The sequence below is a fragment of the Agrococcus sp. SCSIO52902 genome, assembly GCF_022983135.1.
Taxonomy (GTDB): Bacteria; Actinomycetota; Actinomycetes; order Actinomycetales; family Microbacteriaceae; genus Agrococcus; species Agrococcus sediminis.
Genome location: NZ_CP095269.1, coordinates 509,264 through 535,271, shown reverse-complemented (window position 1 = coordinate 535,271; position 26,008 = coordinate 509,264). Strand labels below are relative to the sequence as shown.

Sequence of the window (26,008 nt, the reverse complement as noted above, 5' to 3'; positions counted from 1 at the left end):
CCGCGCGGTGTGCGAACAGTCCCAAGAGGAAAGGTCCAGCACCGTGATCCCATCCCCGAAGCGACGCCTGCTCGCAGGCCTCGCAGGTGGCGCAGCCCTGACGCTCGTGCTCACCGGATGCATCCAGAGCGAGCGCGATTCCGGCACCGACGGCGGCGACACCGCCGCGCCGAGCGACGTCGACTCGACGTTCGTGTTCGCCGCGTCGTCCGACCCGTCGGGCCTCGACCCGGCGTTCGCGTCCGACGGCGAGACGTTCCGCGTCTCCCGCCAGATCTTCGAGGGCCTCGTCGGCGTCGAGCCGGGCACCGCCGACCCCGCGCCGCTGCTCGCCGAGAGCTGGGAGCCGAGCGAGGACGGCACGTCGTACACGTTCACGCTGAAGAGCGACGTGATGTTCCACGACGGCACGCCGTTCGACGCCGAGGCCGTCTGCGCCAACTTCGACCGCTGGTACAACTGGACCGGCCTCACCGCGACCGAGAGCCTCTCGTACTACTACGGCTCGCTCTACGGCGGCTTCGCCGGCGACGACGACGCGCTCTACGAGTCGTGCTCCGCCGACGACGAGACGACTGCGACGATCAACCTGACGCGCCCGTTCTCGGGCTTCATCGCATCCCTCTCGCTCCCGGCGTTCTCGATGCAGAGCCCGACCGCGATGGAGGAGTACGGCGCCGACGAGGTGGGCGGCTCCGAGGAGGCCCCCGAGTACAGCGAGTACGGCGAGGCGCACCCGACGGGCACCGGCCCGTTCGTGTTCGAGTCGTGGTCGCCCGGCGAGGAGGTCGTGCTCGCGGCCAACCCCGACTACTGGGGCGAGCAGGGCCAGGTGCAGGAGATCGTCTTCCGCATCATCGACGACCCGACCGCACGCCGCCAGGCGCTCGAGTCGGGCGACGTCGACGGCTACGACCTCGTCGCGCCGGCCGACACCGCCGCCCTCGAGGAGGCCGGCTTCAACGTCATGCAGCGCGACCCGTTCACGATCCTCTACCTCGGCTTCAACCAGACGGTGCCCGAGCTGCAGGACATCCGGGTGCGCCAGGCGATCGCCCACGCGATCGACCGTGAGGCGCTCGTGACGCAGGTGCTCCCCGAGGGCACCGAGGTCGCGTCGCAGTTCATCCCGGATGTCGTGAACGGCTACAACGACGGCGTGACCGACTACGAGTACGACCCTGAGCGCGCGCAGGAGCTGCTCGCCGAGGCCGGCTTCGAGGACGGGCTGACGCTGCAGTTCAACTACCCGGTCAACATCTCGCGGCCGTACATGCCGAACCCGGAGGACATCTTCACGACGCTCTCCTCGCAGCTGCAGGAGGTCGGCATCACCGTCGAGCCCGTCTCGGACGAGTGGACCGACTACCTCGACCGCATGCGCGGCACCGACGACCACGGCATCCACCTGCTCGGCTGGACCGGTGACTACAACGACACCGACAACTTCGTCGGCGTCTTCTTCAACGGCTACTCCAACGAGTGGGGCTTCGAGAACGAGGAGCTGTTCTCGGCGCTGAGCGAGGCCCGCCAGCTGCCCGACCCCGAGGAGGCCGGCGCCGCCTACGAGGAGATCAACGAGCAGATCGCCCAGTTCGTGCCCGGTGTGCCGCTCGCGCACCCGGCGCCGTCGCTGGCGTTCGACCCGCGGGTCACCTCCTACCCGGCGAGCCCCGTCAACGACGAGGTGTTCAACATGATCGAGCTGAGCGAGTAGCCTGCATCGATCACCCGGATGCCGCGGGCCGGTCTCGGCCCGCGGCATCCGCCACGCACGGCGCGCATCCGCGCCGCACGCCAGACCCCTGACCGCCCACCCGGAGAGACCCACGTGCTGAGAACCATCGGCAGACGCCTGCTGCTGCTGATCCCGACCCTGTTCGGCCTGACCGTGCTGCTGTTCTTCTGGGTGCGGGCGCTGCCCGGCGGGCCCGCCGCGGCGCTGCTCGGCGAGCGCGCGACGCCCGAGGCGATCGAGCGCATCAACGAGGCGTACGGCTTCAACCGGCCGCTGCCAGAGCAGTACATCACCTGGCTCGGCCGCCTGCTGCAGGGCGACTTCGGCAACTCGATCGAGACGCGCAGGCCTGTGCTCGAGGAGTTCGCCAACCGCTTCCCGGCGACGGTCGAGCTCGCGGTGATGGCGCTCATCCTCGCCGTCGGCATCGGCATCCCGCTCGGCTACTGGGCCGCGCGCAACCACGGCAGGTTCCTCGACCACCTGTCGGTGACGGGCAGCCTCATCGGCATCACGATCCCGGTCTTCTTCCTCGCGTTCATGCTCAAGTGGGTCTTCGCCGTGCAGCTGGGCTGGCTGCCCTCCACCGGCAGGCAGAGCAGAGGCGTCGATGCGACGCATGCGACGAACTTCTACGTGCTCGACGGCATCCTCACCGGCGAGCTCGACGCGGCGCTCAACGCGATCGTGCACCTGCTGCTGCCGGCGATCGCGCTCGCCACGATCCCGCTCGCGATCATCGTGCGCATCACCCGCGCATCCGTGCTCGAGGTCGTGAACGCCGACTACGTGCGCACCGGCCGCGCGAAGGGCGTCTCGAAGCAGGTGATCCGCGACCGCTTCGTGCTGCGGAACGCGATGCTCCCCGTCGTCACGACGATCGGCCTGCAGGCCGGCCTGCTCATCTCGGGCGCGGTGCTCACCGAGACCGTCTTCGCCTTCCCCGGCATCGGCGCCTTCCTCGCCGACGCGATCTTCGCCCGGGACTTCCCGGTGCTGCAGGGCTTCGTGCTCTTCATCGCCGTGTCGTACGCGCTCATCAACCTGCTCGTCGACATCTCCTACTCGTTCATCGACCCGAGAGTGAGGATCCAGTGAGCGCCGCCGAAGCGATCCCGACCGTCCCCGTCCCCGAGGGCGACGCCGGGCAGCCCCGCCGCTCCGGGAGCTTCTGGGGCGACGTGCTGCGTCGGCTGCGCCGCAACCCCGCCGCCTGGATCGGCGCGGTCGTCGTGAGCCTGTTCGTGCTCGTCGCGCTGCTCGCGCCGGTGCTCGCGCCCTACCCCGAGCTCGCGACCCCGGGCGCCGGCCTCCGGCTGCCGACCTACCTGCCCGGCCCCGGCGAGGTGCCCGACTTCCCGCTCGGCATCGACCGCTTCGGCGGCGACGTGCTCTCGAAGCTCATCTGGGGCGCGCAGGCGTCGCTGCTCATCGGCGTCGCCTCCACCTTCTTCGGCCTGCTCGGCGGCATGGTGCTGGGCGCCCTGGCTGGCGCGTTCGGCGGATGGGTCGACACCCTCATCATGCGGGTCGTCGACATCCTGCTGTCGGTGCCGCACCTGCTGCTCGCGGTCTCGATCGCCGCGGTGCTCGGCCGCACGCCGCTCGCGGTGATGATCGCCATCGGCGTCGCGCAGGTGCCGATCTTCGCGCGCCTGCTGCGCTCGTCGATGCTGCAGCAGCGCGAGTCCGACTACGTGCTCGCCGCCCGCACCCTGGGCCTCGGCACCGGGCGCATCACGATGACGCACCTGCTGCCGAACTCGGTGGGCCCGGTGATCGTGCAGGCGACGCTCACGCTCGCGACCGCGGTCATCGACGCGGCCGCGCTGTCGTTCCTCGGCCTCGGCGGAGGGCGGCCCGAGACGGCCGAGTGGGGCCGCATGCTCACCTACGCGCAGGCGGAGCTCGCGATCGCGCCGTGGCTCGCGTTCCTGCCCGGCATCTGCATCATGATCGCCGCGCTCGGCTTCACGCTCCTCGGCGAGGCGCTCCGCGAGGCGATGGACCCCCGCACCCGCAAGCGCTGAGCGGTGGAGCTGGAGGCAGAGGCCCTTTCGGGCCTCTGCCGCGACCCCAGCTCCGGGGGCCGTCCCGGCCCCCGGTCTGCCCGGCGCCCGCTGAGGCCGCTCAGCTCGCGATCTGCAGCTCGTTGCCGGGGATCGAGGCGAGGAGCCTGCGCGTGTACGGGTCGCGCGGGTTCGTGAAGATCTCCTCGCTCGTCGCCGCCTCGACGAGCCGCCCGTTCTGCATCACCGCGACGTAGTCGCTGATGAGCCGCACGACCGCGAGGTCGTGCGAGATGAAGAGGTAGCTGAGCCCGAGGTCGCGCTGCAGGTCGCCGAGCAGCCGCAGGATCTGGTCCTGCACGAGCACGTCGAGCGCCGACACCGGCTCGTCGCAGACGATCACGTCGGGGGAGAGGGCGAGCGCGCGGGCGATCGCGACGCGCTGGCGCTGGCCGCCGGAGAGCTCCGACGGGTAGCGGCGGGCCATGTCGGCCGGCAGGGCGACCTGGTCGAGCAGCTCGCGCACGCGGCGCTGGCGCTCGAGCTTCGACCCCTTGCCGTAGAACGACAGCGGCTCCTCGACGATGCGCTCGATCGTGAACATCGGGTTGAGCGACGAGTACGGGTCCTGGAACACCGGCTGCACCCGCTGGCGGAACTCCTTCTGCTCCTCGCGGGAGAGCGCGAAGACGTCCTTGCCCTCGAAGCGCACCGTGCCGCTCGTCGGCTCGAACGCCTTGAGCAGCATCCGCGCCGTCGTCGTCTTGCCGGAGCCGGACTCGCCCACGATCGAGACGGTCTTGCCGCGCGGCACCGAGAGCGACACGTCGTCGACGGCCTTGAAGGGCTCGCGCCGGCCGCGCACGTGGAACTCCTTGGTCACGTGCTCGAACTCGACGATCGTGTCGGGCGCCTCCGAGGCATCCGCCCCGCCGTGGCTCGCGAAGTCCTCGGGCCGCAGCCGCGCCATCGCGACCGACGGCGCCGCCTGCACGAGCGACTGCGTGTACGGGTGCTGCGGCGCCTCGAGGATCTGCTTCGCGGGGCCCTGCTCGACGACGCGGCCGCGGTGCATGACGACGACCCGCTGGGCGCGCTCGGCGGCGAGCCCCAGGTCGTGCGTGATGAGGAGCACGGCGGTGCCGAGCTCCTCGGTCATCTGCTGCAGCTGGTCGAGGATGGTGCGCTGCACGGTCACGTCGAGCGCGCTCGTGGGCTCGTCGGCGATGAGCAGCTGCGGGCGGCATGCGAGGCCGATCGCGATGAGCGCGCGCTGGCGCATGCCGCCCGAGAACTCGTGCGGGTACGACTTCGCGCGCTCCGCGGCGTCGGGCAGCCCGGCCGCCTCGAGGGTCTCGACGACCTTCTGGTCGACGGTGCGGCGGTCGGCGAGCCCGTGCGCGAGCAGCGTCTCGGCGACCTGGGTGCCGATGCGCGCGACCGGGTTGAGGTTCGACATCGGGTCCTGCGGCACGAGCCCGATGCGGCGGCCGCGCACCTTGCGCATGGCGCTCTCGCTCGCGCCGACGAGCTCCTCGCCGTCGAGCCGGATGCTGCCGGCCGTGACGCGGCCGTTGCCCGACAGCAGGCCGATCACGGCCATCGCGGTGGTCGACTTGCCCGAGCCCGACTCGCCCACGATCGCGAGCGTCTCGCCCGCGGCGAGCGAGAGGCTCGCCTCGTGCACTGCCGTGACCGTGCCGTCCTGGGTCGTGAACTCCACCTTGAGTCCGGAGACCTCCAGCAGCGGCTTCTTCGCGTCGCTCATCCGACCATCTTGCACTGCCGCCGGGAACTTCGCTGGATCAGCGCACCCGCAGCACGAGCTTGCCCCGCACGTGCCCGCCCTGCAGCACGCCGAAGGCCTCGTGGACGCGGTCGAGCGGGTAGACGCGCTGCACCTCGACGCGCACGTCGCCGGCGTCGATGAGACGGCCGATGATGCCGAGGTTCGAGCCGTCGGCCTCGACCTTCACCGACGACGCGCGCATCCCGCGCTCGGCGGCGGCGGATGCGTAGTCGGGCCAGGAGCCGGTCGGCACGTTGAGGTAGAGCCCGCCGTGCTTCAGCGCGTCGAGCGAGCGCGTGCCCGTCTCGTCGGCCACGTTGCCGACGAGGTCGACGACCACGTCGACCTTCTGCAGCGCGTCCTCGAAGCGCTCGGCCGTGTAGTCGATGACCTCGTCGGCGCCGAGCGACCTGGCGAAGTCGACGTTGCGCGTCGAGACCGTGGTGGCGACGTGGGCGCCGAAGTACTTCGCGAACTGCACGGCGAAGTGGCCGACGCCGCCGGCGCCGGCGTGGATGAGGATGCGCTGGCCGGCGCGCGCCTTCGCGACGCGCACGACCGCATCCCACGCGGTGAGCGCGGCGCACGGCACCGCCGCCGCCTCCTCGAAGGTGAGCGACTCGGGCTTCGGGGCGAGCGCGAGGCTCGGCACGATCGCCCGCTCGGCGTACGACCCGCGCGTGCGCCAGTGGTTGACGATGCCGTAGACGGCGTCGCCGGGCTGCACGTCGTGCGCCTCGTAGGGCGACTCGGCGACGATGCCGGCGACGTCGCCGCCCGGCACCCACGGCAGCAGCGGCTCGACGGCCTTCGCGGCGCCCTTGCCGATGACCGTCTTGTAGTCGATCGGGTTCATGCCGGCCGCGTGGACGTCGACGAGCACCTCGGTCCCGAGCTTGAGCGGAGCGTCGATGTCGCCGATCTCCACCTGGTCCGTCGGCCCGAACTCCCGCACCAGCACTGCGCGCATCGCACTTCCCTCCACGTCGCCTCGACGCTAGCGCACGCGTGTGACGCCCAGATGTCGAGATGACGACATGTGACCGCAGGACCGCCGCGGCTACAGTGCTCGTGTGCTCCAGCGCCCCCGGACCGCCGACGTCGCCGTCGCCGCCCTCGCCGTCGCGAGCCTCGTCGCGGGCGCGGTCGTCATCGGCGACGCGCGCGCGATCTACGAGCGCCACCTCTACATCTCCGAGCTCGGCGCCGAGCACATGCGCTCGGCCGCGCAGTTCCAGGCCGGGTTCGTGCTCGTCATCGCCGGCATCCTGCTCGTGGCCGTGTCGGTGCGCGACGTGCGCACCCGGTTGCCGGTGCTGCGGCTGTGGGCGCCGTCGGCGGCGCTCGTGGTCGCGGCGACGCTGTTCCTCGTCGCCGCCGCCGTGCCGTGCTCGCCCGGCTGCCCGTCGCTGCTCGGCACCGAGGCCGAGCTGCGCGACTGGGTGCACATCGTCGCGGCGGTGCTCGGGTTCGTCGCGGGCTGCCTCGCGATGCTGCAGTTCGCGACCGCGCGCGACCGCTGGGTCGCCCGGCTCTCGACGGCGGGCGGGCTCGCGGTCGGCGTGATCGCCGCGACCGGCGGCATCATCTCGCTCGCGCGCGGCAACACCGACATCGGCTCGGCCATGGAGTTCGTCGCGGCGGGGCTCGGGGTGCTGTGGATGATCGCGGTGACGGTCGTGCACACGCTGCCGCATGCGGCGGCGGATGCGTCGGCGCCGGCGCGTGCGCAGTCCCGCGGCGACGCGGTGCCGGTGGGCGCAACCGCGCGCCTCGAGGACTAGCCGATCCCCACCAGGAAGCTGGCCAGCTGCTGCCGGAACCACGCGTACATCGCGGCCTCGCCGTCGTCCCGCGCGGGCGAGACGAGCATCCGGCATCCCAGCTCGTCGCGCCACGCCTCGGCGACGTGCAGCGGATGCACGGGGTCGCGGGGGCTCGCGAGCACGACCGTCGGCGCGGGGATGCGCAGCTCGCCCGGGCGGTAGGCGATGTTCCGCGGGGTCTCGAGCAGGCGGATGCGCCGCTCGGCCGCGAGCGGCTGCGTCAGCTGCGCCTCGAGGCCGCGCGCGTGCGCGAGCGACTCGTGCGCGACCGCGCGCCAGGCGCCCGAGCGGTGCAGCTCGTCGAGCGCCCGCTGCGGCCGGTGCTCCTCGAGCAGCCGCCCGAGCAGCGGGAAGATCGCGAGGTTCGGCGGCAGCGGCTCGGTCGTGAAGGCGGGGCGGATGAGCGCGACGCGGTCGAGCGGGAACCGCCCGGAGCGCGCGATGATCGCCGCGAGCGCCGCGCCGAGCGAGACGCCGACGATCGTCACGGGGGAGCCGTCGCCGACGCGCACGAGCTCGTCCGATACCTCCGCGGCCAGCGCCTCGAGCGCGAAGCGATCCGGCTCGCCGATCAGCGTGCTCGCGCCGTGCGCGCGCAGGTCGGGCGCGAGCACGCGCACGCCCGCGGGCACGGCTCCCTCGAGGTAGGCGCGCATCGCGCGGGCGTCGGAGCCGAGGCCGTGGATCGCGAGCAGCATCAGCCGCGCAGGAGCTCGAGCAGCCGATCCGCGCGGTCGACGAGCATCGCGATCTCGTCCTCGTCGCGCTCGACCCACACGTGCCTGGGCGGGCCGACGGGCACGAAGTGGCTGTGCTGCTCCCAGACGAAGAGAGTGCGGTCGGCGCCGAGCACGTACTGCTGCCACCAGATCTGGCGCAGGTACTGCTTCGGCACCCGGTCGAACGCCTTCGAGGTCGTCTTGATCTCGGCGAGCACCGTGCCGTCGTCGCTCACGCAGTCGGGCGTCGCGAGGTGGTCGCGGTGGGGCACGGAGTGGAAGAGCGCATCCGACGGCACGAGCGAGAAGTGGTCGTGCACCCAGCGGGCGATGTGCGGCTCGCGGGCGCGGCCGTGGTCGGTGAAGGCGTTGCCGGAGAAGCCGCGGAGGCCGAGCTTCTCGCGCGCGACGGCGGCGACGGCGGCCGAGGTGCTGAGCCTCGCCGCGTCGGTCGCGGTGACGCCGCGCGAGCGGGCGCGCAGCCACGCGATGCGGTCGCTCGAGCGGGCGACGATGCGGCTCGTGTGCCCCAGCACCGACGGCTCGTCGCCGAAGATGTCGAGCTGGAGCTGCATGGCTCCATCGTCCCACGCGGGGCCCACCCGGCTCGCCGCCATGCCGCGTCCGCCCGACCGCCCGAGCGTGAGGGCAAGCGCACAGGAAGCGCAAAGGATAAGGTCGGATCGAACCACAGGAGACTCTGGCGGAATGGATGGCATGACCGACACCGCTCAGCAGCAGCTGCGGGCACAGCCCCGCCTCACCCGCCCGGATGGCTCGCCCATCCGCGTCGTCGTCGTCGACGACGAGCAGAGCCTCGCCGACCTCGTCGCCATGGGCCTCAAGTACGAGGGCTGGGACGTGAAGACCGCCGCCAACGGCCAGCAGGCGCTGCAGGCGGTGCGCGAGTTCCGCCCCGACGCGGTGGTGCTCGACATCATGCTCCCCGACATCGACGGCCTCACCGTGCTGCAGCGCCTGCGCTCGGCCGGCTTCGACGTGCCGGTGCTCTTCCTCACGGCCAAGGACTCGCTCGACGACCGCGTCGCCGGGCTCACCGCCGGCGGCGACGACTACGTCACAAAGCCCTTCGGGCTCGAGGAGGTCGTCGCGCGCCTCCGCGGCCTGATCCGCCGCACCGCCCAGACCGCCGAGGAGTCGAGCGTGCTCTGGGTCGGCGACCTGATGATGGACGAGGACTCCTACGAGGTGCGCCGCGGCGGCCAGCAGGTCGACCTCACGGCGACCGAGTTCGAGCTGCTGCGCTACCTCATGCGCAACCCGCGCCGCGTGCTCTCGAAGGCGCAGATCCTCGACCGCGTCTGGTCCTACGACTTCGGCGGGCGCGCGAGCGTCGTCGAGCTCTACATCTCCTACCTGCGCAAGAAGATCGACACGCTCGGCCCGCCCATGATCCACACCGTGCGCGGCGTCGGCTACCAGCTGCGCGCGGCTGAGTGAGCCGGCGCCCGCCGCGCAGCCGCCTCCTGCACCCGTGACCCAGCCCGCAGCCGCGACGCCCCAGACCCGACGCATCCAGAACCCGTCGTCGTGGTCGCTGCGCCGACGGCTGCTGGTGGTGGTCGTGGCGCTGTTCGCCCTGCTCACCGCGGCGGTGGCGATCGCGAGCGTCATGACCATGCGCGTCGTGCTCGAGACGCGCGTCGACGAGCAGCTCACCGAGATCGCGAGCCGCACCGCGACCGACGTCGAGCGCGCGCTCGCGACCGGCACGCAGGCGCCGCTCGACCCGCGCACCGCGCCGACCGCCACGCTCATCGCCATCGAGCAGGGCGGCGAGCTGCGCCAGGCGTTCATCCTCACGAGCATCGGGCAGCAGCTCGCGCTGTCGGCCGCCGACGAGCGGGTCGTGCTCGGCACCGGCTCCGACGGCATCGTCAACGAGTCGCTGCCCACCTACGGCTCCTACCGGGTGATCGCGCACGACGTCGGCGGCGGGGCGCGGGTGATCGTCGGGCTGTCGATGTCCGAGACCAACCAGACGCTCGCGGCGCTCGCCTTCGTGATCGCCGTGGCGGCGTTCGCGGCGGTCACGATCGTGCTGCTGCTCGGCGACATGATCATCCGGCGCGCGCTGCGGCCGCTCACCTCCGTCATCGCCACCACCGAGCGCATCTCGCAGCTGCCGCTCGCCTCGGGCACCGCGCAGCTGACCAACCGGGTGCGCATCGAGGAGCCCGCCTCGGAGGTCGGCCGCGTGCAGGAGAGCATGAACCGCATGCTCAACCACATCGAGCAGGCGTTCGAGGCCCGCTCGGCGAGCGAGCGGCGCGTGCGCCAGTTCGTCGCCGACGCCTCGCACGAGCTGCGCACGCCGCTCGCCGCGGTGCGCGGCTACGCCGAGATCACGCGCAAGCACGACGGCGACCTGCGGCCCGACACCCGCGAGTCGCTCGAGCGCATCGAGGCGGCGGCGCAGCGCATGCAGGCGCTCGTCGACGACCTGCTGCTGCTGGCGCGGCTCGACGAGGGCCGCGAGCTCGAGCGGGGCGAGGTCGACCTGTCGCTGCTCGTGATCGAGGCGGTCGCCGACGCGCAGGCCGCGGGCCGCTCCCACCCGATCGCGCTCGAGCTGCCCGAGGAGCCCGTGGTGGTCGCGGGCGACCCGCTGCGGCTGCAGCAGGTCGTGGCGAACCTGCTCGCGAACGCCAGGGTGCACACGCCCGAGGGCACGCCCGTCGACGTGTCGCTGCGCACCGAGGGGGAGGAGGCCGTGGTCGAGATCGTCGACGCGGGCCCCGGCATCCCCGACGAGCTGCAGCAGACGGTCTTCCAGCGCTTCGCGCGCGGCGACTCCTCGCGCTCGCGCGCGACGGGCTCCTCGGGGCTCGGGCTCGCGATCGTCGAGGCCCTCGTCGACGCGCACGGCGGCACCATCGCGCTCGAGAGCGAGCCGGGGCGCACCGCGTTCACCGTGCGCCTGCCGCTGTGGGGACGGGCGGCGGGGTCGGATGCGCCGGACGCCGAGGGCGCGGAGCTCCGGCAGTCGTCGTGACCGACGGGGCCGGCCGAGGTGCCTCATGTCAATATGCCCGCGTGCGTGAAGCGGTGCCTCACGTAGGAATGCCCGCGTGTGTGGTCAGCTGGCTCGGCGCAGCTTCACGCCTCGAGCGGTGTCGGGCAGTGGCTGTTGGAGGCTGGCGGCGAGCTTGAGCGTGGGTTCGCGGGCGATCGCTACGAGCCGGTCCTGGATGGTTTGGATGCGGCGAGCGAGCTCGGCCGGGTTGAGGCTGTCGCGGTAGGCGCGCAGTTCGGCTTCTTGCGCGGGAGAGAGCACGCCGGCGGCGAGCAGGCGGTTGAACGGGATGCGCGGGTCGTCGTAGTCGCGGCGGCGTCGGCCGGAGCGGTCGGTGGACCAGCCGATGGGCTTCTTCGTGGGCAGGAAGTAGTTGAAGCGGTCGTTCACCAGCGGCCATAGCTGGTTGAGGAGCCGGAGCGCTTCGGGGGTGTCGTAGCGCCAGTGGAACGCGTAGGCGCGCACGAGGTGGCCGTTCTTGGACTCGATCGTGGCCTGGTCGTTCTTGCGGTAGGGGCGGCCGCGGGTGAAGAAGATGTGGCGGTCGGCGGCCCAGTTGACGAGGTCGTGGTTGATGAACTCGCCGCCGTTGTCGAAGTCGAGACCGGTGACCGCGAACGGGATCGCCTCGATCGCGCTGTTCATGACGGCCAGCACGTGCACGGCCGCGTTGTTGCGCATCGAGCGGGTGTGGACCCAGCCGAGGCGCATGTCGGTGAGGTTCACCGTGCGGCAGAACTCGCCCTTGAGGGTCGGCCCGCAGTGCGCGACGGTATCGACTTCGAAGAAGCCCGGCTCGTCCTCGACCTCGTCGCCGGCGCGGCGGATCGTGATCGACGAGCGCAGCAGCGGCGATGGCTTGGTCGAGCTCAACCCCCGCAGCGGGTCTCGCTCGCGCGCCGGTCGCAGGTAGCGGTCGATCGTCGCCGGCGACATCGCCAGCAGCTCGGCGCGGACCGCGGGCGAATAGCGCTCCTTGCCGTGCACGAGCTCGCCGTGCCGCTCGAGCGCGTCCAGCAGCGGCTCCATCGCGACCACGAGGTATTTGCCGCAGGAGCCGCCGGAGATGGCCCAGACGCGCTGCAGCACCTTGAGCGCGTCGTACGAGTACTTCCTGGCCCGCTTCCGCTTCCCCGGCCGCGCCGCGCGGGGCTTCGCGGCCGCCCGCAGCCGCCGCCGCGCGTTGTCGCGCGTCCATCCCGTCACCGCTTCGATCTCGTTGAGCAGCTGCGACTTCTCCGCCTTCGACGCCCGCAGGTACGCCCGCGCGTACTTGGCCGTGATCTCCGCTCGAGCCTGCATCGACAACTCGCATCCCATGCCCTCAGAGTTTCGCGGGCATTCCTACGTGAGGCACCGCAAACCTGTCGCGGGCACTTCACGTGAGTCTCGTCGCCGGCTTGCGCCGCGCATCCGTCGTGCCGTAGTCTTGCCGCATACCAAAGACCGCTGGTCGTCGGCGTGTGCCCGCAAGGGGATGTGCCGACCGAAGGCTCGCTCGAGGAGCGTCGTCCCGCGCAGGTGCTGAAAGATCCGTCGAGATCCCAGAGCTCCGTGCGCGTGCGCCGGAGCTCTTTTGCATGAGTGGGCCAGGGAAGCCGGCAACGACGCAAGGAGCACCATGGCGAACAAGGAAGCTGCGGTCGCCGAGCTCTCGAACCTCTTCGAGACCTCGAACGCCGTTCTGCTGACCGAGTACCGCGGTCTCACCGTCGGCCAGCTGAAGACGCTGCGCCGATCGATCAGTGAGCACGCGACGTACGCCGTGGTGAAGAACACGCTCACCAAGATCGCAGCCAACAACGCCGGCATCACGGCGTTCGACGAGTCGCTTGCCGGCCCGTCCGCGATCGCATTCGTGCACGGCGACCCTGTCGCCGTCGCGAAGGAGCTGCGTGCCTTCGCCAAGGCGAACCCGGCGCTCGTGGTCAAGAACGGTTTCTTCGACGGGAACCCGCTCACGGCCGACGACGTCAACAAGCTCGCCGACCTCGAGTCGCGGGAGGTGCTGCTGGCCAAGCTGGCAGGTGCCTTCAAGGCCTCGCTGTTCGGCGCTGCATACATGTTCAACGCCCCGCTCGCCCAGGCCGCTCGCGCGGTCGACGCGCTGCGGGTCAAGCAGGAGTCCGCGGCCGAGTAGGCAGCGGTCGGTACCAGAAACAAGGAGAAGACGATGGCAAAGCTGTCGACTGACGAGCTGCTCGAGCAGTTCAAGGAGCTCACCCTCATCGAGCTCAGCGAGTTCGTGAAGAAGTTCGAGGAGACCTTCGAGGTCACCGCCGCCGCTCCCGTCGCCGCCGCTGCAGCCCCCGCTGCCGCTGCTGCTGCGGAGGAGGTCGAGGAGAAGACGGACTTCGACGTCATCCTCGAGTCCGCCGGCTCGGCGAAGATCCAGGTCATCAAGGTCGTCCGTTCGCTGACGTCCCTCGGCCTCGGCGAGGCCAAGGCGCTCGTCGACGGCGCTCCCGCCCCCGTGCTCGAGGGCGCCAAGAAGGAGGACGCCGAGAAGGCCAAGGCCGACCTCGAGGAGGCCGGCGCGACGGTCACGCTCAAGTAGCGTTCCCCGCACCAGCGCGAAGGGCCGCTCCCGTGAGGGGGCGGCCCTTCGTCATGCGCCCGCGGCGCGCTGCCGCGCAGGCGCGACCGGATACCGTGGCCACGTGAGCATGGGCATGGGCGGCGGTCGCCGGGGCGGGGTCGGCATGCGCGACGAGTCGGCGCAGCGCGCCGCCAACGCGAGCGCTCCCCGCGTGCCCGACCTCGGCAAGCGCATCCTGGGCCTCTTCCGCCCCCACCGGCCGCAGATCGTGCTGACGATCGTGCTCGTGCTCATCGTCGCGACGATCGCGGTGTTCCCGCCGCTGCTGACCCAGCGCGTCTTCGACGAGGCGCTGTTCCCTCCCGAGGGCGGCCCCGACCTGCGGCTGCTCTGGATGCTCGTCGGCACGATGGTGGCGCTGTGGATCTCGTCGAGCCTGCTCGGCATCTGGCAGACGCTCATCACGTCGAAGGTCGGCAACCGCGTCATGGGGCAGCTGCGCGACTCGCTGTTCGATCGGCTGCAGAGCATGGAGCTCGCGTTCTTCACCCGCACGAAGACGGGCGTCATCCAGTCGCGGCTGCAGAACGACGTCGGCGGCGTCGCGAACGTGCTCTCCAACACCGTGTCGTCGGTCGTCGGCAACACCGTCACGGTGATCGCGAGCCTCGTGACGATGCTCATCCTCTCGTGGCAGCTGACGGTCATGGCGGTGCTGCTCACGCCCGTGCTCGTGCTGCTGCAGCGCCGCGTCGGCCAGGTGCGCGCCCGCATCGCGACGCAGACGCAGGAGTCGCTGAGCGAGATGACGGCGATCACGCAGGAGTCGCTGTCGGTGTCGGGCATCCTGCTCGCGAAGGCGTTCGGCCGGCAGGCCGACGAGTCGCGCCGCTACGCCGCCGAGAACGAGCGCCAGGTCGACCTGCAGGTGCGGCTGACGATGAGCGGCCAGACCTTCTTCGCGCTCGTGTCGATCTTCATCTCGATCCTGCCCGCCGTCGTCTACGTGCTCGCCGGCTACCTGATCGCCGGCGGCGACACCGGCGTCACGGCCGGCACGCTCGTCGCGTTCACGACCGTGCAGGCGCGGCTGCTCATGCCGCTCATGGGCCTGCTGCGCGTGGGGCTCGACCTGCAGACCTCCGGCGCGCTCTTCGCCCGCATCTTCGAGTACCTCGACCTGCAGCCGGCGATCGAGCCGCCGACGTCGCCGCGCCCGCTCGACCGCTCGCGCCTCGGCGAGGTGGAGTTCGACGACGTGCGCTTCCACTACCCGGATGCGCGCGAGGGCGAGCGGGCGACGCTCGACGGCGTCTCGTTCCGGCTCGAGCCGGGCACCTTCGCGGCCTTCGTCGGCCCCTCTGGCGCGGGCAAGACGACGATCGGCTACCTGCTGCCGCGCCTGCACGAGGCGAGCGGCGGAGCCGTGCGCTTCGCGGGCACCGACGTGCGCGAGCTCGACCCGGCAGCGCTCACCGACCACATCGGCATCGTGAGCCAGGAGCCGTACCTGTTCCACGCATCCATCGCCGAGAACCTGCGCTACGCCAAGCCGGACGCGACCGACGCCGAGCTCGACGCCGCCACGCGCGCCGCGAGCATCCACGACACGATCCACCGGTTCCCCGACGGCTACGACACGATCGTGGGCGAGCGCGGCTACCGGCTCTCGGGCGGCGAGAAGCAGCGCATCGCGATCGCGCGGGTGCTGCTGAAGGACCCGGCGGTGCTCGTGCTCGACGAGGCCACGAGCGCGCTCGACACCGTCTCGGAGCGCGTCGTGCAGGGCGCGCTCGACGAGGCGGCGCGCGGCCGCACGACGCTCGCGATCGCGCACCGGCTCTCGACCATCCGGCACGCCGACGTCATCTTCGTCATCGACGCCGGCCGCATCGTCGAGCAGGGCGCGCACGACGAGCTGCTCGCGCTCGGCGGCACCTACGCGACGCTCTTCGCGCAGCAGGCCTCGCGGGTCTGACGTGCCGCGCCGGCGTCGCCCGCGACGTCAGGCGGATGCGTCGCCGTCGACCTCGTCGAGGCCCGGCAGGTCGGCGGTCGCCTCGCGCCACCGCCGCTCGAGCTCCTCGAGGTCGGCCGCGTAGTCGCTGTAGCGGCAGCCGAGCCCGTTGGGCTTCACGCGGATGCCCTCGTCGCGCCAGTGGGGGAGCGCGCGCTGCAGCAGGTCGCCGCCGAAGTCGCCGGCGTGGCTCGTGATGCGCCACCACGGCAGGCCGTCGCTGTAGTGGCGGAGGATCGAGCCCACCTGCCGCGGACCGATGCCGCAGATGCGGGCGACGGCGCCGTACGAGGCGACGCGGCCGGGCGGCACGAGCTCGACGCAGCGCAGCACGCGCTCGATCACGAGCTCCCGTCTGGCGTCCACCGACCCATCCTCGCCCACCGGGCGCCCGCCCGCTCGACGGTAGGCTCGAGCGTCAGGCAGGAGGCAGCATGCGCTACGCGGAGTCGATCCTCGAGACGATCGGCGACACGCCGCTCGTGAGGCTCTCGAAGGTCACCGAGGGCGTCGCGGCGACGGTGCTCGCGAAGGTCGAGTTCCTCAACCCGGGCGGGTCGGTGAAGGACCGCATCGCGCTCGCGATGATCGAGGACGCCGAGCGCCGGGGGCTCATCGGCCCCGGCGGCACGATCGTCGAGCCGACGAGCGGCAACACCGGCGTGGGGCTCGCGCTCGTCGCGCAGCAGAAGGGCTACCGCTGCGTCTTCGTCTGCCCCGACAAGGTCTCCGAGGACAAGCGCGCGACGCTCCGCGCCTACGGCGCCGAGGTAGTCGTGACGCCCACCGCCGTCGCGCCCGACAGCCCGGAGTCCTACTACGGCGTCGCGAACCGCCTGACCGACGAGATCGAGGGCGCCTACCAGCCCAACCAGTTCTTCAACCCCGCCGCGCCCGCGGCCCACGAGGCGTCGACCGGGCCCGAGATCTGGCGCGACACCGACGGCCGCATCACGCACTTCGTCGCGGGCGTCGGCACCGGCGGCACGATCACCGGCACCGCCCGGTACCTCAAGCGGGCCTCCGAGGGCCGCGTCGAGGTCATCGGGGCCGACCCGGAGGGCTCGATCTACTCCGGCGGCACCGGCCGGCCGTACCTCGTCGAGGGCGTCGGCGAGGACATGTGGCCGGGCAACTACGACCCGAGCGTCGTCGACCGGGTGCTCGCGGTGAACGACGCCGAGTCGTTCGCGATGACCCGCAGGCTCGCCCGCGAGGAGGGCCTGCTCGTCGGCGGCTCGAGCGGCATGGCGGTCGTCGCCGCGCTGCGCGTCGCCCGCGAGCTGCCCGCCGACGCCGTCGTCGTCGTGCTGCTGCCCGACTCGGGCCGCGGCTACCTGCAGAAGGTCTACTCCGACGCCTGGATGCGCTCCTACGGCTTCGCCGCGCCCGAGGCCGGCACGACGGTCGGCGACGTGCTCACCGGCAAGACGGGCGGCGTGCCCGACCTCGTGCACGCGCACCCCGCCGACACCGTGCACGACGCGATCGAGATCATGCGCGAGTACGGCGTGAGCCAGCTGCCGGTGCTCACCGCCGAGCCGCCCGTCGTGGTCGGCGAGGTCGCGGGCTCGGTCGACGAGCGCTCGCTGCTCGACGCCGTCTTCGCCGACCGCGCCGAGCTCGCCGACACCGTCGCGCAGCACCTCGGCCCGCGCCTGCCGCACATCGGCATCACGGAGTCGGTGGATGCGCTGCGCTCGGCCCTGCGGGAGGCCGACGCGCTGCTCGTGCTCGACCGCGCGAAGCCGGTGGGCGTCGTGACGCGCACCGACCTGCTGACCCACCTCGCGAAGGAGGCATGACGATGACCGCATCGACGTCCGACGGGTTCTCGACCCGGGCCATCCACGACGGGCAGGGCTTCGACCCGCGCACCGGCGCGGTCATCCCGCCCATCTTCATGACCTCGACGTTCGTGCAGGACGGCGTGGGCGGGTTCCGCGACGGCTACGAGTACTCGCGCGGCGGCAACCCCAGCCGCGACGCGCTGCAGCAGCAGCTCGCGAGCCTCGAGGGCGGCACGCACGCCTTCGCGTTCGGCTCCGGCCTCGCCGCCGAGGACGCGGTGCTGCGCGCCGCCCTGCAGCCCGGCGACCACGTGCTGATGGGCAACGACGTCTACGGCGGCACGCACCGGCTCGTCTCGAAGATCTGGGAGCGCTGGGGCATCGAGCTGTCGACCGCCGACGCCTCCGACCTCGACGCGGTGCGCGCCGCGATGCGTCCCAGCACGCGGATGCTGTGGGTCGAGACGCCGTCGAACCCGCTCATGAAGGTAGCCGACCTCCCGGCGCTCGCCGAGCTCGGCCACGACGCGGGCGCGCTCGTCGTCGCCGACAACACGTTCGCCACGCCCTACCTGCAGCAGCCGCTCGGGCTCGGCGCCGACGTCGTCGTGCACTCGACGACGAAGTACATCGGCGGTCACTCCGACCTCGTCGGCGGCGCCGCGATCACGGGCGACGCCGAGCTGGCCGAGCGCATCGGCTTCCAGCAGTTCGCGGTCGGCGCGGTCAACAGCCCCTTCGACGCCTGGCTCACCTCGCGGTCGCTCAAGACGCTCGCGGTGCGCGTCGAGCGGCACTGCACCAACGCGCGGGCCGTCGCCGAGTCGCTCGTCGGCCACCCGGCGGTCTCGGCTGTGCACTACCCGGGGCTGCCCGACCACCCGCAGCACGCGCTCGCGGCGCGGCAGATGCGCGGCTTCGGCGGCATGGTGTCGCTGCAGCTCGCAGGCGGCGCGCCGGCGGCGCTCGAGCTCGTGCGGCACACGCGGCTGTTCCAGCTCGCCGAGTCGCTCGGCGGCGTCGAGTCGCTCGTCTGCTACCCCTCCGAGATGACGCACGCGTCGGTGCGCGGCACCGAGCTCGAGGTGCCGGCCGACCTGCTGCGGCTGTCGGTGGGCCTCGAGGAGGCCGACGACCTGATCGCCGACCTGCGGCAGGCGCTCGGGCGCCTCTAGGCGACGATCAGGCGGCCGACCGCGCGGCGGGCGGCGCGGGCGGATGCCTCGGGCACGGCCCGGTCGGTGACGAGCACGTCGAGCTCGTCGAGGGCCGCGAACGACGCGAGCGCCTGCACGCCCCACTTCGAGGCGTCGACGAGCGCGACCGTCGTGCGGGCGGCGGCCATGAGGGCGCGGTTGGTCTCGGCCTCCGCGAGCGTGGGGGAGGTGCAGCCCCGCTCGGCGTCGATGCCGTGCGCGCCGAGGAAGAGCGCGTCGAGCCCGATCATCGCCGCGGCGCGGTTGGCGACCGGGCCGACGAGCGCGTCGGAGCGGGTGCGCTCGCCGCCGGTCAGCACGACGCCGTCGCGGTCGGGCAGCGCGAGCGCGACGGGCAGCGAGTTGGTGACGATCGTGACGCCGGGCACCGCGGCGGCGAGCCGCGCGAGGGCGAGCGCGGTCGTGCCGCCGCCGATGCCGATCGCGGTGCCCGGCCGCACGAGCGCGAGCGCTGCCTGGGCGATGCGCTGCTTCTCGTCGCGGTGGAGCGCCGCCTTGGCGAGCGGCGCGGGCTCGTCGGTCACGGGCGGCCTGCGCAGCCGCACGCCGCCCCGCACGCGCTCGATGCGGCCGTCGGCCTCGAGGCGGTCGGCGTCGCGCCGCACGGTCATGGGCGAGACGCCGAGCGCCGAGGCGAGGTCGGCGACGCGCGCGGTGCCGGCGCCGGCGAGGTGCGCGAGGATGCGCTCGCGCCGCTCGACGTCGAGCAGCCCGGCCTCGAGCGGTCCGGACTCGGGCCGCTCGCCGTGCACCCGCCGGAGTGTGCGTTCCTCCATCACGCGAACACTTTCGCACAGGAGCGCGCATGAGCGCACGCGTTCGGGCATGATCGAGGCGTGACCGGCATCCGACAGACCAGCGCGCGCCTCGCCGACGGGCGCGAGATCGTCTACTTCGACGACCCCGGCACGCCGGCCCGCGAGCGCCGCCTCGACGCGCGCGCGCTCGACCCCCGTCCCGCGACGCCGACGATGCGATACGACGCGCTCGCCGGCGACTGGATCACCGTCGCCACCGCCCGGCAGGGCCGCGTGCACCTGCCGCCGGCCGACGCCGACCCGCTCGCGCCGCAGTCGCCCGGCAACCCGAGCGAGATCCCCGACGACTACGACGTCGCCGTCTTCGAGAACCGGTCGCCCTCGTTCGGGCCCGGCACCGCATCCGCCCTCCCCGGCGCCTCCGCGCCCGCCGAGGGCGAGCGCGAGGCGCTCACCGCGATCGGCGCCACCCGCCCCGCCGTCGGCCGCTGCGAGGTCGTGAGCTTCAGCCCCGACCACGCGGGCTCGTTCGGCACCCAGCCGACGCTCCGCGCCCGCACGGTCGTCGAGGCGTGGGCGTCGCGCACCGCCGCGCTCAGCGCCGTGCCGGGCGTCGAGCACGTCTTCCCGTTCGAGAACCGCGGCGTCGAGATCGGGGTGACGCTGCCGCACCCGCACGGCCAGGTCTACGCCTACCCCTTCGTGCCCCCGCGCATCCGCCGCATCTGCGCCGCCGTCGACGCGCACGGGCCCGGCCTCTTCGCCGAGCTGCTCGACGCCGAGCGCGAGGGCCCGCGCGTGCTCATCGCCGGCGAGCGCTTCACCGCCTTCGTGCCCTTCGCGGCACGCTGGCCAGTCGAGGTGCAGCTCATGGCGCACCGCCACGTGCCCGACCTCGCCGCGACCACCGACGCGGAGCGCGACGAGCTCGCGACGCTGACGCTGCGCATCGCGCGCGGGCTCGACGCGCTCTACGACGCCCCGCTGCCCTACATCGCCGCCTGGGTGCAAGCGCCGGTCCACGAGCACCGCGACGACGTGCGGCTGCACTGGCACGTGACGAGCCCGCGCCGGGCGGCCGACAAGCTGAAGTTCCTCGCCGGCAGCGAGGCCGCGATGGGCGCGTGGGTGGGCGACATCAGCCCGGAGGACGGCGCGGCTCGCCTGCGCGACGCGATCGCGCGTGCCGACGAGCAGCACCCGGTGGAGCCGCTCGCGCGCACGCAGGAGGAGACGACGGATGCGTGACGAGCTGCAGGCGGTCTTCGGCGGCACCGCGGGGCCCGACGGCATCTGGTCGGCGCCGGGCCGCGTCAACCTCATCGGCGAGCACACCGACTACAACGGCGGGCTCGCGCTGCCGTTCGCGATCGACCGCCGCACGAGCGTGGCCGTGCGGCTGCGCGACGACGACCGCATCCGCGTCGCGACCGACTTCGTCGACCGCGGCGTCGTGCCGGGCGTCATCGAGTCGACGCTCGAGACCGCGCACGCCTCGACCGGCTGGAGCCGCTACGTGCTCGGCGCGGCGCACGTGCTGCGACGGGAGCTCGGCGTGCCCGGCCGCGGCTTCGAGGCGCTCGTGTCGAGCACCGTGCCGGTGGGCGTCGGGGTCTCGTCGTCGGCCGCGCTCGAGTCGGCGACGATCGTCGCGCTCGACGAGCTGTGGGGCCTCGGCCTCGACCGCCGCGAGATGGTGCGGCTCGGGCAGCTGGTCGAGAACGAGGTGGTCGGAGCCCCCACGGGCACGCTCGACCAGTCGGCCGTGCTGCTCGCGCAGCGCGACCACGCGGTGCTGCTCGACTTCCGCGACGGCACCGCCGAGCAGGTGCCGCTCGGCTTCGAGGCGGCCGGGCTCGAGATCCTCGTGATCGACTCCCTCGTGCGCCACGACCACGCCACCGGCGGCTACGGCGAGCGCCGCCGCGAGTGCGAGGAGGCCGCCCGCATCGCCGGCGTGCCGACGCTGCGCGAGATCGCCGTCGACGACATCGAGCGGTGGGCAGGCCGCATGCCCGCGCACGTGCACCGGCGGCTCAGGCACATCGTCACCGACACCGATCGCGCCCGCCGCGTCGCCGACCTCGTGCGCGCCGGGCGACCGCGCGAGATCGGCCCCGTGCTCACCGAGGGGCACGTCTCCCAGCGCGACGACTTCGAGGACTCCGTGCCCGCGATCGACGCGGCCGTCGACGCGGCGGTCGCCGCCGGCGCGCTCGGCGCGAGGCTCACCGGCGGCGGCTTCGGCGGCGCCGCCATCGCGCTCGTCGACCGCGCCGAGACCGCGCGCATCGCCGCGAGCACGGCGGACGCCATCGAGGCCGCGGGCCACGCCCGGCCCATCGTCTTCACCGTGCACCCCTCCGACGGGGCGAGGAGGGACGCATGACGCACTGGCTCGTCACCGGCGGCGCCGGGTACATCGGCGCCCACGTCGCCGAGGCGCTGCTCGCGAGCGGCCGCGAGGTGACGGTGCTCGACGACCTCTCGAGCGGGCGGCGCGGCTTCGCGCCGGCCGGCGCGCGGCTCGTCGTCGGCTCGATCCTCGACCGCGGCGACCTCGACGCGGCGCTCGCGGGCGTCGACGGCGTCGTGCACCTCGCGGGCTACAAGTACGCGGGGGAGTCGGTGCGCCGGCCGCTCCACACCTGGCGGCAGAACGTCAGCGGCACGATCGAGCTGCTCGAGGCGATGCGCGCGCACGGCGTGCACCGCATCGTCTTCTCCTCGAGCGCCGGCGTCTACGGCACGCCCGACGTCGACCGCGTCACCGAGGCCACGCCGCCCGCGCCCGAGTCGCCCTACGGCGAGACGAAGCTCGCGGGCGAGCTGCTGCTCGCCGACGAGCGCCGCCGCGCCGAGCTCGAGGGCTCGACGATGCAGGCCGTGGCCCTGCGCTACTTCAACGTCATCGGCTCGGCGACCGACCGCATCCGCGACACGAGCCCGCACAACCTCGTGCCGAAGGTGCTCGACGCGCTCGCCCGCGGCGAGGCGCCGCAGATCAACGGCGACGACCACCCGACGCCCGACGGAACGTGCGTGCGCGACTGGGTGCACGTCGGCGACGTCGCGCTCGCGCACGTCGCCGCCGCCGAGCGCATGGAGCGCGGCGAGCCGCTCGAGCCGGTCTACAACCTCGGCAGCGGCGACGGCGCCTCGGTGCGCGAGGTGCTCGCCGCGATCGGCCGGGCCGCCGGCGTCGACGTCGAGCCCCGCGTCACCGCGCGACGGCCCGGCGACCCCGCGCGCATCGTCGCCGACGGCGCGCTCGCGGCGCGCGACCTCGACTGGCGCATGCGCCACTCGCTCGACGCGATGGTGGCGTCGGCCGTGCGGTCGGCCCGCTCGGGCTGAGCCGCAGCACCCGCCCCTCCCGCCCGCATCCGCGCCGCCCCTCTCAGCTCGCCCGGGTCGCTGGCACAACGCAAGCCGCGGCGCGCGCTTCCGCGGCGGATCCGGCGGGGGTGGCGGATCCGCCGCTGCATTCGCCGCGCGGGCTTGCGTTGTGCAGGGGCCGGGTGGCGGACCGAGGGGCAGACGGGGCGGGAGGCGCCCCGTGGCCTACTCGAGCGCCTTGCCGCGCTGCTCGGGCAGCGTCCACGCGGCGATCGCGGCGATCGCGAACGCCGCGGCGAAGACGCCGAACAGCAGCACCGAGCCGCCGGCGCCCAGCAGCAGCGGCACCGCGAGCGGCGCGAGGATCGACGCGATGCGCCCGAAGCCGGCGGCCGCGCCGGTGCCCGTGCCCCGCACGTTCGTCGGGTACAGCTCCGGCCCGATCGCGTAGAGCGCGCCCCACGCGCCCAGGTTGAAGAACGAGAGCGTGCAGCCCGCGGCGATGATCATCGCCTCGGTCGAGGCGGTGCCGTACCAGGCGGCGGCGAGGGCCGAGCCGATGAGGAAGACGGTGAGGGTCGGTCGGCGGCCCCACTTCTCGATCAGGAACGCGGCGGCCGCGTAGCCCGGCAGCTGCGCCACCGTGATGATGAGCGTGAACTCGAAGGAGCGCACGAGCGAGAAGCCCTGCTCGACGAGCAGCGACGGGATCCAGATGAACGCCCCGTAGTACGAGAAGTTGATGCCGAACCAGACGATCCAGAGGGCGATCGTGCGGCGGCGGAGCGCCGACGACCAGATCGACACCGAGGGCTCGGCCACCGCGCCCGCGGGCGCATCCGCCACCGGCTCGGCTGCCGGCGACGCCGGCGCGGGCACGCCCGCGGCCTCCTCGAAGCGACGCACGGTGCGCTCGGCCTCCGCGACGCGGCCCTTCGACTCGAGGTAGCGCACCGACTCGGGCATGCCGAAGCGCACCACCGCCGAGAAGAGCGCCGGTGCCATGCCGATCGCGAGGCCCCAGCGCCAGCCGTCGTCGGAGGCGCCGATGACGAAGGTGCCGATCACGGCCGCCGCGATCCAGCCGACCGCCCAGAACGCCTCGAGCCACACGACCACGCGGCCGCGGATGCGCCGGGGCGCGAACTCGCTCACGAGCGTCGACGCGACGGGCAGCTCGCCGCCGAGCCCGAGCCCCACCACGAAGCGCAGCGCCAGCAGCGCCGCGAGCGAGCCGACGAGCGCCGAGGCGCCGGTCGCGAGCCCGTAGACGAGGAGCGTGAGCGCGAAGACGCTGCGGCGCCCGATGCGGTCGGCGAGCAGACCGCCGACGGTCGCGCCGATCGCCATGCCGACGAACCCGATCGACGCGATCCAGCTCGTCTCGGTGCGGTCGAGGCTCCACTGCTGCGCGAGCGCGGCGATCACGAACGAGACGAGGCCGACGTCCATGGCGTCGAGCGCCCAGCCGATGCCGGAGGTGCCGAGCAGGCGTCCGTGCCGGCGGGTGAAGGGCAGGCGGTCGAGCCGCTCGGAGCGGGTGGCGCCGTCGGCTGGCGGGAGGGCGGTCATGCGGGGCCTCTCGTCGGTGGCGCAGCGGCGGCGCCGAACGCGTCCACGATAGTGCGGGGCGCATCCCGCGCGGATACCGTGGGCGCATGACCGACACCCCCGAGATCCCCGAGATCCCCGCCGATGCCGAGACGGTCGAGGTCGACGCCTTCGTGACGGCGTCGACGGATGCGGTGTGGGAGCTCTTCACGACGGCCGCCGGCCTCGAGCAGTGGTGGTGGCCGATGTTCGACGACACCCGCTACGAGGTCGACGCGCAGGAGGGCGGCTGGTACCGCATCCGCACGTCGACCGGCGGCTTCGGCGTGCAGGGCCGCTACCTGCAGCTCGACGAGGGCAAGCGGATCGTGCAGAGCTGGGACTGGCTCGGCGGCGCCGAGGAGGGGGAGCGCTTCGAGCAGCTCGTGGTGGTCGACTTCGCCGAGACCGGCGACGGCACGCACATCCGCGTGACGCAGACCGCGGCCCTCGACGAGGTCGACGACCTGCGCGACGGCTGGCAGGACACGCTCACGCGCCTGGAGGAGCTGCTCGACTGACCCTACGAAACGGTCACGCCGTGGGATGCTGTGATGACAGGGCAGCCCGAGGGGCGGAGGCGAGATGGCGGAGGGCGCAGTGCGGCGGCCGAACATCCGCGACGTCGCGGCGCGCGCGGGCGTGAGCTACCAGACCGTCTCGCGGGCCCTCAACGGCCACCCGAACGTGCGGCCGGAGACCCTCGCGAAGGTCGAGGCGGCCATCGTCGAGCTCGGCTTCCGCCCGAACGCCGCGGCGCGCGCGCTCGTGCGGCGCAGCTCGCGCACCATCGGCCTGCTGACGCTCCCGACCACCGACTACGGCCCGCAGACGCAGGCGATCGCCATCGAGACCGCCGCCCGGGACGCCGGCTACCGCATCGTGCTGACGAACGCGGCGTCGACGAGCGTCGACGACCTCGCGGCGGGCCTGCGCTTCCTGCGCGAGACGAGCGTCGACGCGCTCGTGGTGAGCGTCGCCGAGACGTCGATGCTCGAGGCGCTCGCGCAGCTGTCGGTGGGCGTGCCGTACGTCACGCTCGAGCCGACCGGGCTCGCGTTCGGGCACAGCGTCGCGATCGACCAGCGGGTCGGGGCGCGGCTCGCCGTCGAGCACCTCGCCGGGCTCGGGCACCGCCGGCTGTGGCACCTGCGCGGCCCCGACGGCTCGATCGACGCCGGCGCGCGCGCCCGCGGCTTCGCGGAGCGCACGGGCGAGCTGGGGCTCGCGAGCGAGGGCACCATGGTGGGCGACTGGAGCGCCGACTCGGGCTACGCGATCGGGCGGCGGATGCTCGCCGACGGCGCGCGGGCGGTGGTCGTCGCGAACGACCAGATGGCCCTCGGCCTCATGCACGCGTGCCGCGACGTGGGGCTCTCGGTGCCGGGCGACGTGTCGATCGTCGGCTTCGACGACGTGCCGGAGGCGGCGCACTACCCGACGGCGCTCACGACCGTGCGGCAGGAGTTCGAGCAGGTCGGCACGGCCGCGATGCGGGTGCTGCTCGACGACCTCGCCGGCCTCGTGCACCTGCGCATCCCGCCGGTGCTCATCGAGCGCGGCTCGACCGCCGCGCCCGCGGCCTGACCGCACGCCGCTGCTGCCGCGCGCCGTCGCGCCGGCGGCATCCCCGTGCCCGA

General features: G+C 73.1%; 24 protein-coding genes. 16 read left to right on the top strand and 8 right to left on the bottom strand.

Annotation, left to right across the window (positions count from 1 at the left end; all coding sequences use genetic code 11):
- Positions 1 to 43: 43 nt before the first annotated feature.
- From MU522_RS02580 to MU522_RS02570, 3 genes are all read left to right on the top strand, one after another.
- Complete coding sequence (locus tag MU522_RS02580) at positions 44 to 1,717, top strand: ABC transporter substrate-binding protein (protein ID WP_246992258.1); 1,674 nt, start codon at positions 44 to 46, stop codon at positions 1,715 to 1,717.
- Between the two features lie 114 nt (positions 1,718 to 1,831).
- Positions 1,832 to 2,836 (top strand): ABC transporter permease, encoded by a 1,005-nt coding sequence (locus MU522_RS02575; protein ID WP_246992256.1) that lies wholly within the window; start codon positions 1,832 to 1,834, stop codon positions 2,834 to 2,836.
- A gap of 14 nt (positions 2,837 to 2,850) precedes the next feature.
- Entirely contained in the window at positions 2,851 to 3,768 is a 918-nt protein-coding gene (locus MU522_RS02570) for an ABC transporter permease (RefSeq protein WP_246993406.1), read from the top strand.
- Positions 3,769 to 3,868: 100 nt separating this feature from the next.
- Here the strand turns inward: MU522_RS02570 and MU522_RS02565 are convergent, their stop codons facing one another.
- Together MU522_RS02565 and MU522_RS02560 are read right to left on the bottom strand one after the other, a co-directional pair.
- On the bottom strand, positions 3,869 to 5,515 hold the full coding sequence (locus MU522_RS02565; RefSeq protein WP_246992254.1) for an ABC transporter ATP-binding protein: 1,647 nt from the start codon (positions 5,513 to 5,515) through the stop codon (positions 3,869 to 3,871).
- A gap of 37 nt (positions 5,516 to 5,552) precedes the next feature.
- Positions 5,553 to 6,506, bottom strand: coding sequence for an NADP-dependent oxidoreductase (locus MU522_RS02560; RefSeq protein WP_246992252.1), 954 nt, complete (start codon positions 6,504 to 6,506; stop codon positions 5,553 to 5,555).
- 103 nt (positions 6,507 to 6,609) lie between these two features.
- Here MU522_RS02560 and MU522_RS02555 point away from each other — a divergent pair, with 103 nt between their 5' ends.
- A complete protein-coding gene (locus tag MU522_RS02555; RefSeq protein ID WP_246992250.1) occupies positions 6,610 to 7,320 on the top strand; it encodes a DUF998 domain-containing protein in 711 nt (236 codons plus the stop codon).
- Here MU522_RS02555 and MU522_RS02550 read toward each other — a convergent pair.
- Both MU522_RS02550 and MU522_RS02545 read right to left on the bottom strand, forming a co-directional pair.
- Positions 7,317 to 8,060, bottom strand: a complete 744-nt coding sequence (locus MU522_RS02550) for an alpha/beta hydrolase (protein WP_246992248.1) — start codon at positions 8,058 to 8,060, stop codon at positions 7,317 to 7,319. The genes MU522_RS02555 and MU522_RS02550 overlap by 4 nt on opposite strands.
- Positions 8,060 to 8,656 (bottom strand): YqaJ viral recombinase family protein, encoded by a 597-nt coding sequence (locus tag MU522_RS02545; protein WP_246992246.1) that lies wholly within the window; start codon positions 8,654 to 8,656, stop codon positions 8,060 to 8,062. The genes MU522_RS02550 and MU522_RS02545 overlap by 1 nt, the downstream gene beginning before the upstream one ends.
- 142 nt (positions 8,657 to 8,798) lie before the next feature.
- Between MU522_RS02545 and MU522_RS02540 the strand changes: the two genes are divergently transcribed.
- Both MU522_RS02540 and MU522_RS02535 read left to right on the top strand, forming a co-directional pair.
- The gene (locus MU522_RS02540) at positions 8,799 to 9,542 is read left to right on the top strand and encodes a response regulator transcription factor (RefSeq protein WP_164877027.1); all 744 of its coding nucleotides are present in this window, start codon (positions 8,799 to 8,801) and stop codon (positions 9,540 to 9,542) included.
- Between the two features lie 34 nt (positions 9,543 to 9,576).
- A complete protein-coding gene (locus MU522_RS02535) occupies positions 9,577 to 11,097 on the top strand; it encodes a HAMP domain-containing sensor histidine kinase (RefSeq protein ID WP_246992244.1) in 1,521 nt (506 codons plus the stop codon).
- An 84-nt stretch (positions 11,098 to 11,181) separates the two neighbouring features.
- Here MU522_RS02535 and MU522_RS02530 read toward each other — a convergent pair whose 3' ends face one another.
- Positions 11,182 to 12,420: a transposase family protein gene (locus MU522_RS02530; protein WP_246990639.1), complete on the bottom strand. Its 1,239-nt coding sequence runs from the start codon at positions 12,418 to 12,420 to the stop codon at positions 11,182 to 11,184.
- A gap of 319 nt (positions 12,421 to 12,739) precedes the next feature.
- Here MU522_RS02530 and rplJ point away from each other — a divergent pair, with 319 nt between their 5' ends.
- The 3 genes from rplJ to MU522_RS02515 all read left to right on the top strand — a co-directional run bounded on the left by rplJ (position 12,740) and on the right by MU522_RS02515 (position 15,635).
- Positions 12,740 to 13,258, top strand: coding sequence for a 50S ribosomal protein L10 (gene rplJ / locus MU522_RS02525; RefSeq protein WP_128188364.1), 519 nt, complete (start codon positions 12,740 to 12,742; stop codon positions 13,256 to 13,258).
- A gap of 33 nt (positions 13,259 to 13,291) precedes the next feature.
- Positions 13,292 to 13,675 carry a 50S ribosomal protein L7/L12 gene (gene rplL / locus MU522_RS02520; protein WP_128188363.1) on the top strand — a complete coding sequence of 128 codons (384 nt, stop codon included), beginning with the start codon at positions 13,292 to 13,294 and terminating at the stop codon, positions 13,673 to 13,675.
- Positions 13,676 to 13,784: 109 nt separating this feature from the next.
- Entirely contained in the window at positions 13,785 to 15,635 is a 1,851-nt protein-coding gene (locus MU522_RS02515) for an ABC transporter ATP-binding protein (RefSeq protein ID WP_246993404.1), read from the top strand.
- A gap of 27 nt (positions 15,636 to 15,662) precedes the next feature.
- On the opposite strand, the gene MU522_RS02510 is transcribed toward MU522_RS02515, so the two are convergent.
- The gene (locus MU522_RS02510) at positions 15,663 to 16,040 is read right to left on the bottom strand and encodes an MGMT family protein (RefSeq protein WP_246992242.1); all 378 of its coding nucleotides are present in this window, start codon (positions 16,038 to 16,040) and stop codon (positions 15,663 to 15,665) included.
- A 68-nt stretch (positions 16,041 to 16,108) separates the two neighbouring features.
- On the opposite strand from MU522_RS02510, the gene MU522_RS02505 reads away from it, so the two are divergent.
- A complete protein-coding gene (locus MU522_RS02505) occupies positions 16,109 to 17,479 on the top strand; it encodes a cystathionine beta-synthase (protein WP_246992240.1) in 1,371 nt (456 codons plus the stop codon).
- Positions 17,480 to 17,481: 2 nt separating this feature from the next.
- Positions 17,482 to 18,639, top strand: coding sequence for a cystathionine gamma-synthase (locus MU522_RS02500; RefSeq protein WP_246992238.1), 1,158 nt, complete (start codon positions 17,482 to 17,484; stop codon positions 18,637 to 18,639).
- Here MU522_RS02500 and MU522_RS02495 read toward each other — a convergent pair.
- Positions 18,636 to 19,457, bottom strand: coding sequence for a DeoR/GlpR family DNA-binding transcription regulator (locus tag MU522_RS02495; RefSeq protein WP_246992236.1), 822 nt, complete (start codon positions 19,455 to 19,457; stop codon positions 18,636 to 18,638). The two genes, MU522_RS02500 and MU522_RS02495, sit on opposite strands and share 4 nt — an antisense overlap.
- Before the next feature lie 60 nt (positions 19,458 to 19,517).
- On the opposite strand from MU522_RS02495, the gene galT reads away from it, so the two are divergent.
- The 3 genes from galT to galE are packed head-to-tail and all read left to right on the top strand — an operon-like array spanning position 19,518 to position 22,796.
- Entirely contained in the window at positions 19,518 to 20,687 is a 1,170-nt protein-coding gene (gene galT, locus MU522_RS02490) for a galactose-1-phosphate uridylyltransferase (RefSeq protein WP_246992234.1), read from the top strand.
- A complete protein-coding gene (gene galK, locus MU522_RS02485; RefSeq protein WP_246992232.1) occupies positions 20,680 to 21,828 on the top strand; it encodes a galactokinase in 1,149 nt (382 codons plus the stop codon). Before galT ends, galK begins: the two co-directional genes overlap by 8 nt.
- Positions 21,825 to 22,796 (top strand): UDP-glucose 4-epimerase GalE, encoded by a 972-nt coding sequence (gene galE, locus MU522_RS02480; protein WP_246992230.1) that lies wholly within the window; start codon positions 21,825 to 21,827, stop codon positions 22,794 to 22,796. Before galK ends, galE begins: the two co-directional genes overlap by 4 nt.
- A 207-nt stretch (positions 22,797 to 23,003) precedes the next feature.
- Here the strand turns inward: galE and MU522_RS02475 are convergent, their stop codons facing one another.
- Entirely contained in the window at positions 23,004 to 24,350 is a 1,347-nt protein-coding gene (locus MU522_RS02475; protein WP_246992228.1) for an MFS transporter, read from the bottom strand.
- 86 nt (positions 24,351 to 24,436) lie between these two features.
- Here MU522_RS02475 and MU522_RS02470 point away from each other — a divergent pair, with 86 nt between their 5' ends.
- Together MU522_RS02470 and MU522_RS02465 are read left to right on the top strand one after the other, a co-directional pair.
- Entirely contained in the window at positions 24,437 to 24,889 is a 453-nt protein-coding gene (locus MU522_RS02470; protein ID WP_128188354.1) for an SRPBCC family protein, read from the top strand.
- A gap of 64 nt (positions 24,890 to 24,953) precedes the next feature.
- A complete protein-coding gene (locus MU522_RS02465; RefSeq protein WP_246992226.1) occupies positions 24,954 to 25,955 on the top strand; it encodes a substrate-binding domain-containing protein in 1,002 nt (333 codons plus the stop codon).
- The last annotated feature ends 53 nt before the right edge of the window (positions 25,956 to 26,008 follow it).